The 14,534-nt window shown below is 27.8% G+C and carries 13 protein-coding genes; 11 read left to right on the plus strand and 2 right to left on the minus strand.

Features of this window, described 5'->3' with window-relative positions; genetic code table 11:
* From H9660_RS02390 to holA, 3 genes are all read left to right on the plus strand, one after another.
* Window positions 1–312 (plus strand): hypothetical protein (locus H9660_RS02390; protein ID WP_191748190.1); only part of this gene is annotated, 312 nt, incomplete at its 5' end.
* Window positions 313–336: 24 nt separating this feature from the next.
* Entirely contained in the window at window positions 337–2,025 is a 1,689-nt protein-coding gene (locus H9660_RS02395; protein WP_191748192.1) for a ComEC/Rec2 family competence protein, read from the plus strand.
* 15 nt (window positions 2,026–2,040) lie between these two features.
* Complete coding sequence (holA, locus tag H9660_RS02400; RefSeq protein ID WP_191748194.1) at window positions 2,041–3,072, plus strand: DNA polymerase III subunit delta; 1,032 nt, start codon at window positions 2,041–2,043, stop codon at window positions 3,070–3,072.
* 298 nt (window positions 3,073–3,370) lie between these two features.
* Here holA and rpsT read toward each other — a convergent pair whose 3' ends face one another.
* Complete coding sequence (rpsT, locus tag H9660_RS02405; protein ID WP_191748197.1) at window positions 3,371–3,634, minus strand: 30S ribosomal protein S20; 264 nt, start codon at window positions 3,632–3,634, stop codon at window positions 3,371–3,373.
* 176 nt (window positions 3,635–3,810) lie between these two features.
* Between rpsT and gpr the strand changes: the two genes are divergently transcribed.
* The 4 genes from gpr (at window position 3,811) to lepA (ending at window position 8,399) form a co-directional block, all read left to right on the plus strand.
* On the plus strand, window positions 3,811–4,785 hold the full coding sequence (gene gpr, locus H9660_RS02410) for a GPR endopeptidase (RefSeq protein WP_191748198.1): 975 nt from the start codon (window positions 3,811–3,813) through the stop codon (window positions 4,783–4,785).
* Window positions 4,786–4,857: 72 nt separating this feature from the next.
* On the plus strand, window positions 4,858–5,967 hold the full coding sequence (locus H9660_RS02415; protein ID WP_191748200.1) for a stage II sporulation protein P: 1,110 nt from the start codon (window positions 4,858–4,860) through the stop codon (window positions 5,965–5,967).
* Window positions 5,968–6,031: 64 nt separating this feature from the next.
* Window positions 6,032–6,466 (plus strand): hypothetical protein, encoded by a 435-nt coding sequence (locus tag H9660_RS02420; protein ID WP_191748202.1) that lies wholly within the window; start codon window positions 6,032–6,034, stop codon window positions 6,464–6,466.
* Between the two features lie 124 nt (window positions 6,467–6,590).
* Window positions 6,591–8,399: a translation elongation factor 4 gene (lepA, locus tag H9660_RS02425; protein WP_191748204.1), complete on the plus strand. Its 1,809-nt coding sequence runs from the start codon at window positions 6,591–6,593 to the stop codon at window positions 8,397–8,399.
* A gap of 137 nt (window positions 8,400–8,536) precedes the next feature.
* On the opposite strand, the gene H9660_RS02430 is transcribed toward lepA, so the two are convergent.
* A complete protein-coding gene (locus H9660_RS02430; protein ID WP_191748206.1) occupies window positions 8,537–9,445 on the minus strand; it encodes a patatin-like phospholipase family protein in 909 nt (302 codons plus the stop codon).
* A 137-nt stretch (window positions 9,446–9,582) separates the two neighbouring features.
* On the opposite strand from H9660_RS02430, the gene hemW reads away from it, so the two are divergent.
* The 4 genes from hemW (at window position 9,583) to dnaK (ending at window position 14,529) form a co-directional block, all read left to right on the plus strand.
* Entirely contained in the window at window positions 9,583–10,722 is a 1,140-nt protein-coding gene (gene hemW / locus H9660_RS02435) for a radical SAM family heme chaperone HemW (RefSeq protein WP_191748208.1), read from the plus strand.
* Window positions 10,723–10,906: 184 nt separating this feature from the next.
* The gene (hrcA, locus tag H9660_RS02440; protein ID WP_191748210.1) at window positions 10,907–11,938 is read left to right on the plus strand and encodes a heat-inducible transcriptional repressor HrcA; all 1,032 of its coding nucleotides are present in this window, start codon (window positions 10,907–10,909) and stop codon (window positions 11,936–11,938) included.
* A 26-nt stretch (window positions 11,939–11,964) separates the two neighbouring features.
* On the plus strand, window positions 11,965–12,603 hold the full coding sequence (gene grpE / locus H9660_RS02445; protein ID WP_191748345.1) for a nucleotide exchange factor GrpE: 639 nt from the start codon (window positions 11,965–11,967) through the stop codon (window positions 12,601–12,603).
* Window positions 12,604–12,660: 57 nt separating this feature from the next.
* Complete coding sequence (gene dnaK, locus H9660_RS02450) at window positions 12,661–14,529, plus strand: molecular chaperone DnaK (protein ID WP_191748212.1); 1,869 nt, start codon at window positions 12,661–12,663, stop codon at window positions 14,527–14,529.
* Window positions 14,530–14,534 lie beyond the last annotated feature (5 nt).

Consider the following 14,534-nt stretch of genomic DNA (forward strand, 5'->3'; position numbering starts at 1 on the left):
ATATTAAGAGGTATTTTATTTATATTATTACCTATAATTTCAATTTCATTTTCTAAAGAAAATTTAGGATTAATAGGTTTTGTTTCAATAGGTGGAATTGCAATTTTAGATTTACTTATAAACTGTAGAATATTTAGTAAGGGAAATATAAAAGCTGTAAAGTTATTTTTAATATCTATTTTTATATATTTGATATCAATAGCGTCATTGATATTTTTAACTAGATATAAATTTAATTTAATAGATATAGTAATTGAAGGTTGGATTTTATTTATTTTCATTTTGGGAGATTTAATTATAAAAAAATGGTAATAATTTTAGTTGAGGTGTTGCCATTTGAAATATAAAGAAAATATCAATATAGTACTTTATATATTTGTAGTTTTTATACTATCAAGTTGTATATTTTTACTTTATTTTAAAGATAAATGGCTAGCAATAATACTTGTTAGCTGTTTTTTTATTTATCTTATTTTAAAAAGAAAGATAGATTTATTTATTATATTAACACTATTCTTTTTGATACCAATAATAAATAATATTTTTTACTATAATATAAATTTAAGTAATTTAGAAGAAGTAAGGATAATTTCATTAACTAATTATGGTGGTACGGGAGAAATTAAAGGTAGAAAATTTTATTTATCAGGAGAATTTAATGACCTTAAGTTAGGAGATAAAATATTAGCTAATATAGAATTAAATAAGGATATTAATATAGAAAAAGGAATAATAGGAGAAGTAAAAGTTGACAATTATGAAAAGCTAAAAGGAGATATTAGAAGTAAAGTTTATAGACTGAGAGAAGATATTTTTAATAATATAAAAGAAAAGTTAGGAAGTAGAAGAGCAGCATTAATTACATCAATGGCTTTTGGATATACAGAATTTTTAGATAGAGAAGATACAAGTAATATGAAGAACTTAGGAGTATTACATGCTGTTTCAGTTTCAGGTCTTCATATGGTTTTAATATACTCTTTATTGAAAAAGATATGTGGAGATAAGATGGCCCCTATTGTGGCTATAGTGTATGTTATTTTTACTGGATGTGCTACATCAACTCTTAGATCATATATAATGCTTTTATGTTTAAGTTTAGCAGTGCCATTTAGGAGGAGCTATAATCCATTATCGGGATTATCTTTAGCTGGAATAATTATTATATTATATAAGCCTTATAGTATTTTTGAAATAGGCTTTCAACTAAGTTTCTTATCTACATTAGGTATTATATTATTTAATAAAAAAATTAATAAATATCTTTATAAGTTACCTAAAAGCATAAGAGAGGGAACTTCAATAAGTTTATCTTCTCAAGTATTTACATTCCCATTTTTAATTTTATATTTTAGAGAATTTTCATTAGGATTTCTTTTAGGAAACTTAATTTTAATGCCTTTTATTAATGCTATTGTAATTTTAGGGAATATAATGGCTTTAACATTTAATATTAAAATTATATTTAACTATCTAGCTTTTATATGTTATTACTTTACAGTGGTATTAGATTTAGTTTCAGAAAAATTAATTTATATACTTCCTAAGATTCTTTATTTAAACGAAATAATAGCAATTAGTTATATAATTTTATTAATTACATTTTATTTTTATAAAAAGGGATATAAGAATATTATTTACTTTAATTTAACAATATTTGTATATGCATACTTTATTTTTTATAGTCCTTTTCCTAAGATTGAATATTATAAAGATGGAGTAATGTCTATTAGTTTTAAAGGTGAGCGAAGTGTAGTGGCTATAAAGGATGGGGTAGATTTAGATAAATATAAGATAATTTCATTTGCAGAAAAAGAATATGAAGATTTTAAAAAAGTTATAATAAATGATAAATTTGAAATAGAGAAAATAAATAAAGATATATTAATAAAAAGTAAATATAAGACTTATTTAATACAACTAAGTAAGAAGAAAAATAACTACAATTATGATATAATAGACTGCAAATATAGTAATTATTTTAAAATTATTATTTTGGATGAGAGAATTTTAGTTTTTAATTAGGAAAGGTAGATTATTTTGATAGATTTTGATGTATTAGAAGGCGAAGTTAAGAAGGGCAAATTTGAAAATTCTTATATATTTTGTGGATTAGATGAAGAACTTATAAAAGAGGGAATAGATTTAATAGTAAAAAAAAATATTGAGGATTCTTTGTTAGATTTAAACTGTATAAGACTAGATGGGTTAACTACAACCTTTGATGATATTATGAATGCTTGTGAGACCATGCCTTTTATGGGAGATAAAAAGGTGGTTATAGTATATAGAGCAAGCTTTTTAAAGGATAAAACAGATTCGGCAGGAACTAAATTATATAATGAAACTTTAAAATACTTAAAGGATTTACCTCCATATACTATTTTAATAATGTACTACTTATTTAATGATAAGAGAGATACTCCTAAGAAAAGTAATAAGGTAAAAGCTTTAGATAAGGTTTCAAAGGTAGTTCATTTTGATAAGCTTAAAAAAGATAGATATTATAAAAAGGTAGAAGAAGTATTTAAGGAAAAAGGTAAAAATATAGGGAAAGTAGAAGTAAGGTATTTTTCTGAAAAAGTACAAAATAATTTTAATATAATTATAAGAGAAGCAGATAAAATAATAGCTTATACTAAGGATAGAGAAATAACTAAAAATGATATAGATAAACTAATAGCTAATTCTAGTGAGGATGATATTTTTGATTTAATTGATTTTATATCACAAAAGAAAGTAGAGAAAACACTAGATTTGCTTTATGAATTATTATCAAAAAGTGATCAACATATGCTTATAATTTCAAATATAGAAAATAATTTTAAAAGATTATATGAAATAAAATTATTTATTCAAAGTGGAGAAAGAGTAGATGGGATTGCTAGTAAATTTAGGCTACCATCATTTATAGTTGAAAAATTAATTAATCAATGCAATAAATTTTCTTTAAAGCAACTTCAAAAAATAATGGAGATTTGTTTAGAAACTGAAAATAAATTAAAAACTAGCGGTGTAGATAAAAATATGGAAATGGAACTTATGATATTTAATATATTTATGACTAAATAATAAAAAGTGTTAAAGTATCATATCCAGGTTCCGTCGCAAGCTCCAAGTCACCTTGCTATGATATTTTAACACTTACAAACTGAAGGATGGAAATTATAAAGACTCTAATTATTAACCGACGAAATTTACTACTACAATAAAATTATCTATAAACTTGTCTATAAATATAATTTCCTAAAGAATAAAAAAATTATTATAAAATTTAAAAAGATATGAAAAAATTTTTAAATTTTATAATTTCATAATATCTAAAGAGTAAAATAATAGCCGATCCAAAGTGGATCGGCTTCTTATTTGATTACGCCATAGCGTTTAACTTTGCAGCTAATCTTGATTTCTTTCTAGCTACCATGTTCTTGTGACATACTCCTTTTTGAGCAGCCATGTCTAAAGCCTTAACAGCTTTAGGGAAAAGAACCTTAGCTTCTTCTACGTTGTTTGCAGCAACAGCTACTTCAAACTTCTTTACAGCAGTTTTTAAAGCTGATTTGATCATTCTGTTTTGAGCAGTTTTAGCTTCAGTAACCTTAATTCTCTTTTTTGCTGATTTAATGTTTGCCATTCTAAATTCACCCCCTTAATAATTTTATAGGGCCTCTTTTGCAGTTTTGGGGAAATCTGCGTTCGAGTTCGTTTTTAACATACTAGATTATATCATTGAAACTTTATAAGTTCAAGTATTAAATTGAAACATTAAGGAAAAATAAAAGAGATAATATATTTTTGGGAGGTTTTTTCATGATTAGTGTTAGAACAGATTTAGCCATTGAAGCACGTGACATGTATACAAAGGAAAATAAAAGAGAGCTTGATGGTGTTATTGTAGAGGAAGAAAAAGAAGGAGATATAAAAATAACTACAGTAACTATAGAAAGTGATGAAGCTGGAAAAGAACTTGGGAAACCAAAAGGAAATTATATTACTATAGATTTTCCTGAATTTACACATTATGATGGCGAATCTATGGATAATGTTTCAAAGGTTGTTGATAATGTGTTAAGTAGGCTTGTAAATATGCCAGAAGAAAAAACTGCTTTAGTTGTAGGACTTGGAAACTGGAATGTTACTCCAGACTCTCTTGGGCCAAAAGTTACAGAAAAAATAATGGTAACTAGACATTTAAAGCAAGTTATGCCAGAGGCAATAGATGATTCAGTAAGACCTGTTTGTTGTATATCGCCAGGTGTGCTTGGTATAACAGGTATTGAAACAGGAGAAATAATAAAATCTTTAGTAGATAAAATTAAACCGGATATAGTAATTTGCATTGATGCTTTAGGTTCAAGAAAGCTTGAAAGAGTAAATAGAACTATTCAAATAAGCGATACTGGTATATCACCAGGGGCTGGAGTTGGAAATCATAGAATGAAAATAAATGAAGAGTCTTTAGGGGTTAAAGTAGTTGCAATAGGAGTTCCAACTGTTGTTCATGCAGCAACTATAGCTAATGACACTATAGACCTTGTTTTAGATGGTCTTATAAGTAAAGCTGAAAAGGGAAAAGATTTTTATAATATGTTAAAGTCAGTAGATAAATTAGAGAAAAGTCAGTTAATTAAAGAAGTTTTAGATCCTTTTGTTGGAGATTTAATGGTTACACCTAAAGATGTAGATGCAGTAATTGAATCTTTAGCTAAAATAATTGCAAATGGAATTAATATGGCAATACAACCTAACATGGATATGGAAGATATAAATAAATTTATGAATTAGAAAATTTTTTTATAAATTTATTAATAATTATGTAACTCTCTCAATATACTTATTAAAGAAAGGGGGAGTTGCATGTATTCAATGAGACAAAACTTATCAGGTAAGCAAAATTTGAAAAAAGGTAAAAATTTAGGTGTAAATAATAGATTTAATTTTGGGTACTTAATTATAATATTGGCTTTTATAATATTTTTAATAAGAGGAATGATAGTTATTAAAAATTATGAAGAAGCAGGGGGATATGCTTATGTTCAAATGCTTAATTTTTCAATGCCAATAGTAAAAGAGGCAATATATGATGAGGGGGTATATGCAGATAATAATCTTTCTTTAAAAAAAGTAGCATTAGAAGCTTTAGGGATAAGCGGAATAAATACTTATAACATAGTTGGAAAGGAAATAGCGTTATTTAGTGGTATACTTGGAGATTCAAATATAACATCTTCAATAAAAAAATTAACCCCCTTTTCACTAAAAAATGAAAGTATTGCTAAAATGACAGAGTCAGAAATTGCTGAACTTAATAAAGTAAGTGCATCATATGATCCAAGCTTAAAGAAAGTACTAGATAATTCAAAAACAGAGGTTTTAATTTTTCATACACATACAACTGAAAATTATGCTGAAAGAGATGGTCTATCTATGGATACTGATTTTAATGTTGTTGGTGTTGGAGAGGTATTATCTAAAGAATTAGAAGAGGGGTATGGCATTTCAGTAATGCATAATAAAACTAATCATAGTGAAACATATAATGAAAGTTATGCTAGATCCAATGAAACATTAAAAAAGATTTTAAATGAATATGGAGATTTTAAGGTGATAATTGATCTTCATAGAGATGGTGTTGATGGTGCTAAAGCTGAGCAATTAAAAAGTGTTTATACAACAAATTTAAATGATCAAAATCTAGCTAAAATGATGTTTGTTACAGCACCAAATAGTAGTAGGTATGAAGCAAACAAAGCTTTTGTAGAGAATTTATATAATATTGGGGATAGACTATTTCCAGGGTTAATAAGGGATATTCACGAAATAAATCCAGCTGCTACTGCTATTAATTATAGTTTAAGTGATAATTTTATATTGATTGAAGTTGGAGCAAATGTAAATACAGCTCAAGAGGCTAAGTTAACAAGTAAGTATATTGCAAGAATAATAGCTGAATATTTAAATAGATAAAATTGAATAAAATTTACTCTTTATGAGCATCCTTTAGATAGTAAAAATACTAGGGGGTGCTTTTTTGATTAATAAAAAAGTTTTAATTGGAACAGCTATTTTCTTCATAATAACCTTATTAGGATTTATTCAAATTAATGTTACTAATACTAAGGCTTTATCACCTGTAGGAAATGGTGAAGATAATTATGAATTAGTTAAGGAGGAATTTGGAGAGGATTTTGAAGAGTTTATAAAAGATGATGCTGAAATAAAAATATATATACCTAATGATAATAATGAGAACACAACTGTAAAGGTTAAAAGCAAAGAATATATAATAAATATGAATAATAAAATCACAGAAGGTTTTTATAATATGGGTGGATTTATATATAATGGTTTTGACAGTATAATAAATAAGATAAGTGGAAAAATTAAAAAAGATAAAAAAGAGGAAAATTTAAATCAAGATTTAGATAATATCATTAATGATTTTTTGAAACAAAATAATAACTAAAAATATAAATATGAACACTTTATATTTATATTGACACATAACCTAGACATTATGATATAATTTACCTTGAAATTTAAAATGGGGGTGAAGTGACTATTAGCATAATTAGCTGGTAGTTTTATATATGAGTAGTAATAGACAAGAACGCATTAGAAATTTTTCTATAGTAGCCCATATAGATCATGGGAAATCAACCCTAGCTGATAGATTATTAGAAGCCACAGGAACTCTTACTCAAAGGGAAATGGAAGAACAAATCCTTGATAATATGGAAATAGAAAGAGAAAGAGGAATAACTATAAAGTCACAAGCAGCAAGACTTGTTTATAGAAGACCTGATGGAGAAGAATATATATTAAATTTAATTGATACTCCAGGACACGTAGATTTTACATATGAAGTTTCAAGAAGCTTAGCTGCATGTGAAGGAGCAATTTTAGTAGTAGATGCAACTCAAGGGGTTCAAGCACAAACTTTAGCAAACTGCTATTTAGCTTTAAATAATGATTTAGAAATAGCGCCTGTTATTAATAAGGTTGATCTACAATCAGCAAGACCAGATGAAGTTAAGCAAGAAATAGAAGATATTATTGGTATAGAAGCAGAAGATGCGCCAATGATTTCAGCAAAAACTGGTTTAAACATTCAAGATGTATTAGAAACAGTGGTAGAAAAGATACCAGCACCAAATGGAGATGAAGATGCACCGCTTAAGGCATTAATTTTCGACTCTTATTACGATAGCTATAAAGGTGTTGTTTCTTACGTAAGAATTATTGATGGAGTTGTAAAACCAGGAACTAAGATTAAGCTTATGGCAACTAATAAGGTTTATGAAGTAACTGAGGTTGGTGTATTTACACCTAAGACTTTACCAATAGGCGAATTAAGAGCAGGTGATGTTGGATATATTGCAGCATCTATAAAAAATGTTAGAGATGCAAGAGTAGGGGATACTATAACTGAAGCAGATAGACCTATAACTGAAGCATTACCAGGATATAAGCCAGCTGTTCCTATGGTTTACTCTGGTATTTATCCAGTAGATGGAGCAAAATATCAAGAACTTAAAGATGCTTTAGAAAAATTACAAATTAACGATGCAGCATTAAGTTTTGAACCAGAAACATCAATAGCCTTAGGATTTGGATTTAGATGTGGATTCTTAGGATTATTACATATGGAAATAATTCAAGAAAGAATAGAAAGAGAATTTAATCTAGATATTATTACAACTGCGCCATCAGTTATTTATAAAGTTATAAAGACTAATGGTGAAACTATTGAGTTAACTAATCCAACAAACCTTCCAGAAGCAACAGAAATAGAGTATATGGAAGAGCCGATAGTTAAAGCAAGTATAATAGCACCTTCTGATTATGTAGGAGCTGTAATGGAACTATGTCAAGAAAGAAGAGGAACTTTCATTGATATGCAATATTTAGAAGAAACAAGAGTTTCAATAAATTATGATATTCCATTAAATGAAATAGTTTATGATTTCTTTGATACATTAAAATCTAGAACAAGAGGATATGCATCATTAGATTATGAATTTAAGGGATATACTCAAACTGAATTAGTTAAGCTTGATATTATGTTAAATGGAGATGTAGTAGATGCATTATCTATGATAGTTCCAAGAGAAAAAGCTTATGAAAAGGGAAGAGGAATAGCTGAAAAGCTAAAAGAAATAATCCCAAGACAGATGTTTGAAGTGCCAATTCAAGCTGCTGTAGGTTCTAAGATAATAGCAAGAGAAACTGTTAAGGCTATGAGAAAAGACGTACTTGCAAAATGTTATGGTGGAGATATTTCAAGAAAGAAGAAACTTCTAGAGAAACAAAAAGAAGGAAAGAAGAGAATGAGACAAGTAGGCTCAGTTGAAATTCCACAAGAAGCATTTATGGCAGTTTTAAAAGTAGATAAATAAGGTTAATCTCAAAAGGGGCTGTCGTAAAGACAGCCCCTTTTTGATAGATAACTATAAGAGTAAGGTGGTAATATTATTAAACAATAAATGATATTATACTTTATTATACAAAATACTAAAAAAAGTGTGACAGAAATTTATTTTAAATAAATTTCATCTAAAAACTTAAATAAATTAGATAAATCACAGTTTCTACCTATTAATTTTAAGTAAGGGATAAAGTTATAATCATCAATATCTATAAACTTAGGAACTGTAGGATTTATTCTAAAATAGTTAGATTTTAAAAAAATTTTACAATACATATCTTCTAAATCAGACATCCCATCCATAAGTAATGCTAGTAATGGTGATTTCATCTTAGAAAAAGGATTGAATGACCATTGAGCAATACCCCATTTTTCTGTTTTTCCTATAATTTTTTCAGGACTATTGCCTGTACCTATAGATAAAATTACAATGTCATTTATAGTATATTTAGGCATGGAAGATAGAGTAGACATTAATGAAATTGCTGTTGGAGAATTAGCTATAACTCCTCCATCAATATAATTTCTATATGAAGGAAAATATGTAGGAGCAGCAGAACTAGCTAATAGAGCATCTTTAACTAAAGTATTACTTGTCTCATTTATACTAAGATTATTGAAAAAAACAGGTTCCCAAGATTTTTTCTCTTTATCACCTAAATAAAAAGAAGGCATAAATATATATTTTTTAAAGTCTGAAATTTTAAAATTATCATCAAAATAATTTGAAATCATATTTTTAAGAATTTTATTATTAAATTTGGGTTTTATTAGATTTAATTTAGAAGGAGAAAATATAGTCTTAGCATTTTTTTGAGTATATAAAGAATTTAAAGAATCTAAAGGAAGACCTTTTGCTAAAAATGCTGATATTATAGCACCTGTGGAAGTTCCAGCAAATAGGTCAATATCCTCTAAGAAGTCTGGATATTTAATAATAATTCTTTTTAAAATTTCAATACTTAAAGCTCCTTTAACTCCGCCTCCATCAAAGGAAAGAATTTTAAACTTTTTCAAAATAGATCTCCTAAACAGAATTGTTTAATATAGAATATTCATAAAAATTTTTCTTGGGATAAGCTTTTAAGCTTTTTATTTTAATTTGCTTTTGTATAATAAGGATAAGAATAAATATTTTAGAAAGAGTTGATTATATGAAAAATAAAAAAGAATTATCACTTTATATACATATACCATTTTGTAAACAGAAGTGTTTTTATTGCGATTTCCCTTCTTATGCATCTATTGATCATTTAAGAGAAGATTATGTAGAAGCTTTATGTAAGGAGATAAATGAAAAGGGAACTAATTATAAAATAAAGAGTATTTTTATAGGTGGCGGAACACCTTCTTATTTAGATACAAAAGAAATAAGAAAAATCTTAGAGGCTATAAACAAACTTGACTTAAGTGAAGATATGGAATTTACAATGGAATGTAATCCTGGTGCATTAGAAGAAGAGAAGCTTAAGACTATGTTAAATGGTGGTGTTAATAGGATTAGCATGGGCCTTCAAGCAGTTCAAAACTCATTGCTTAAAGATATAGGTAGAATTCATAGCTTTAAACAATTTGAAGAAAATTTTAAATTAGCAAGAAATGTTGGATTTAAAAATATAAATGTTGATTTAATGTTTGGACTTCCAAATCAAAAGGTAGAAGAATGGATAGAATCATTAGAATGCATAGCAAAATTAAATCCTGAACATATTTCTGCGTATAGTTTAATTATTGAAGAAGGAACTGCATTTTATAAGCTTTGGGAAAGAAATAAATTAATATTGCCTTCTGAAGAAGAAGAAAGAGAAATGTACTCTATAACTAAAGAGATATTAAGTAAATATGGATATACACAATATGAAATATCTAATTTTTCAAAAGAAGGATATGAGTGCTATCATAACAAGGTTTATTGGAGAAATGAAGAATATTTAGGTCTTGGTTCTGCATCCACATCTTTTATAGATGGAAAGAGAATAAAAAATATAGAGAATGTAAAAGTGTATATAGATAAAATAAATAATAATGAAGATATCATAGAGGATATAACTATAAATACAAAAGAAGATAATATGGAGGAATTTGTATTTATGGGATTAAGAATGATAGAAGGAATAAGTATAGATGAATTTAATGAAAGATTTGGAATTGATATATACAGTATATATAAAGAGGTTATTGATAAAAATATAAAAAGTAAGCTTTTAACTTTAGAAAATAAAAAATTAAGACTTACAGATAAAGGTATAGAGCTATCTAATTCGGTAATGAGTGACTTTATTATTCTAAAATAACTTATATAGTAAATTAAAGATTATGTTAGAAAAATAAAGAAAAACAAAAATATTTTAATAAAATTAAATGAGATTATTTAATTTATCAGTTATTGGAATTGACAAAAAAGTCAATAAGGAATATATTGATATTGTAGTCATTAGCACTCGATGATGTTGAGTGCTAACAGGTAGAGGTGATATAATGGCTATTGATGAAAGAAAAATAAAAATACTTCAGGCTATCATTAATGACTATATCTTAACAGGAGAGCCAGTAGGCTCAAGGACAATAGCTAAGAGATATGACTTAGGGGTTGGATCAGCAACTATTAGAAATGAAATGGCTGATTTAGAAGAAATGGGTTATTTAGAACAACCTCATACTTCAGCAGGAAGGATACCTTCCAATAAAGGTTATAGATTATATGTGGATAAATTAATGGATACAGAAAGCTTAACTAAAGATGAAGAACTTAAGATTAAGGAATATTTAATAAATTCTGCAATGTATGAAGTTGATAAAATAGTAAAGCAAGCTTGTTCATTATTATCAGAACTTACTAATTTAACTACAGTGGTTCAAACACCATCTGTTAGAAGTAGTTACATTAAATCTATACAATTGCTTTCTATAGATAGTCATAATTTGGTTTCAGTAATAGTAGCGGACAGTGGAGTTATTAAGAATCATAGAATAAGAGTAAATAATATGCCAAGGCCTGAAACTATTCAAATGATAAATAAAGTGTTAAATTTACACTTAAAAAATTTAACTATTGAAGAAATTAACTTGGAAGTAATAAATAATCTTAAACATGAATTGTTTGGTTATGAAGAAGTTTTTAATGGAATTCTTCCAGCTTTATATGAAACTTTAAAGGAATCAAATAATACAGAAGTATTTGTAGAAGGAACAACTAATATTTTTAATTATCCTGAATATAACAACATTGAAAAGGCAAAAGAAATTTTATCTTTAATAAATGATAAGGATAATTTATTAGATTTAATTGAGCCTGGAAATGATATAACAATTAGAATTGGAGAGGAAAATTTCTTTCCGGAAGCAAAAGATTGTTCTATTATATCTGCAGAGTATTCTCTAGATGGTAGACCTATAGGTAAAATTGGTTTAATTGGGCCTAAGAGAATAAATTATTCAAAGGTTATTGCAATTATGAATCAAGTTATGAAAGAGCTAAATAAAAGTTTAAGAAATCAAATTATAGAATAAAGAGATGAGGTGTTTTTGTGGAAGACATGAAGGAAAGATTAGAAAACCAAGAAGAACTAGAAAATAATACAGAGGTTGATAATAAGGCTGAAACTGATAACAAAGAGGAATTTAATGAAACTATCGAATCAGAAAAGGCTGAACCTTCAAATAATGGAGACTCTTCAGAAGATACAGCTTTTGAAAATAATGATAAGGAAAATGAATTAGATAGTATGCGTAAATTAAAAGATGAGAATAATAAACTAACTAATGAAGTTGAGGCTTTAAAAGAAAGATTAGTCAGAATAACAGCAGAGTATGAAAACTATAGAAAAAGAACTACTAAAGAAAAAGAAGGAATATACACTGATGCATGTACAGATGTATTAAAAGAAATGATACCTGTTCTTGATAATTTAGAAAGAGCAATAGCTGTAGATGGAAGTGCAGAAGATATTAAAACTGGAATAGAAATGACTATAAAAGGTTTTAAAAATTCCTTTGAAAAATTAGGAGTTGAAGAAATAGATGCAACAGGAGAATTTGATCCTAATTATCATCAAGCAGTAATGCATATTGAAGATGAAAGCTTAGGGGCAAATTCAATAGCAGAAGTATTCCAAAAGGGATATAAAAGAGGAGAAAAAATAATTAGATATACTGTAGTAAAAGTAGCTAATTAGGTTAAGACATAACAACTAAAATTTATATATAAGATAGTTTTTAGGAGGAAATAGATTATGGGAAAAATTATAGGAATCGATTTAGGAACAACTAACTCATGTGTAGCTGTAATGGAAGGTGGAGAACCAGTAGTTATCAGTAACTCAGAAGGAGCAAGAACTACTCCATCAGTAGTTTCATTCCAAGCAAATGGAGAAAGATTAGTAGGACAAATCGCTAAAAGACAAGCAATTACTAATCCAGATAAAACTGTAATCTCTATTAAGAGACATATGGGAACAAACTACAAAGTTAATATAGATGGAAAAGATCATTCACCACAAGAAATATCAGCAATGGTACTTCAAAAAATTAAAGCAGATGCAGAAGCTTATTTAGGAGAATCTGTAACTCAAGCTGTTATCACAGTACCTGCATACTTCAATGACTCAGAAAGACAAGCAACTAAAGATGCTGGTAGAATAGCTGGATTAGAAGTTTTAAGAATTATAAACGAACCAACAGCAGCTGCTTTAGCATATGGATTAGATAAAATGGATACTAACCAAAAGATATTTGTTTATGACTTAGGTGGTGGTACATTTGACGTATCTATCCTAGAACTTGGTGATGGTGTATTCGAAGTTTTATCAACAAATGGAGACACTAAGCTTGGAGGAGATGACTTCGATGAAAGAATCATGGACTTCATAGCAGAAACATTCAAAGCTGAAAATGGAATAGATTTAAGAAATGATAAGATGGCACTTCAAAGATTAAAAGAAGCTGCTGAAAAAGCTAAGATTGAATTATCTTCATCAATGCAAACAAATATAAACTTACCATTTATAACAGCAGATGCAACAGGTCCAAAACACATAGATATGAACTTAAGTAGAGCTAAGTTCAATGAAATAACTCATGATTTAGTTCAAAGATCAATAGAGCCAATGAAAAAAGCATTATCAGATGCAGGACTTTCATTAAGCGATATAGACAAGGTAATATTAGTTGGAGGATCTACAAGAATTCCTGCAGTAGTAGAAGCTGTTAAGAACTTTACTGGAAAAGAACCTTCAAAGGGAGTAAACCCAGATGAATGTGTTGCAGTTGGAGCAGCAATTCAAGCAGGTGTATTAACTGGAGAAGTTAAAGATGTATTATTATTAGACGTTACACCATTAACATTAGGAATTGAAACATTAGGTGGAGTTGCTACACCACTTATCGAAAGAAATACTACAATTCCTACTAAGAAGAGCCAAACATTCTCAACAGCAGCAGATGGTCAAACATCAGTTGAAATTCACGTAGTTCAAGGTGAAAGACAAATGGCAGCTGATAATAAGACATTAGGAAGATTTACTCTATCTGGAATAGCTCCAGCACCAAGAGGAATTCCTCAAATCGAAGTTACATTTGATATAGATGCTAACGGATTAGTTAAAGTATCAGCTTTAGATAAGGCAACAAATAAAGAAGCAAACATTACAATTACAGCATCAACTAACTTAAGCGATGATGAAGTAGAAAGAGCAGTAAAAGAAGCTGAAAAATTTGCTGAAGAAGATAAGAAGAGAAAAGAAAAAATAGAAGTTAAGAACAATGCAGATCAAGTTTCTTATCAAACAGCTAAAGCTTTAGAAGAATTAGGCGATAAAGTATCAGCTGATGAAAAGGCTACAGTTCAAGCTAAATTAGATGAATTAAATAAAGTAAAAGATGGAGAAGATATAGAAGCTATTAAAAATGCAATGGAAGAATTAAATAAAGAGTTCTATGCATTATCTTCAAAAATGTATCAAGCAGCTGGTGGAGCTGAAGGCTTTGATCCAAACAACATGGGAGGAGCAGGTTTTGATCCAAACAATATGGGTGGAGCAGGAAATGCACCAAATGATGAAAATGTAGTAGATGCAGATTTTGAAGTTAAAGACGACAAATAGTTGTA

It is taken from the genome of Clostridium gallinarum (genome assembly GCF_014836325.1).
In the GTDB taxonomy this organism is placed as follows: Bacteria; Bacillota; Clostridia; order Clostridiales; family Clostridiaceae; genus Clostridium; species Clostridium gallinarum.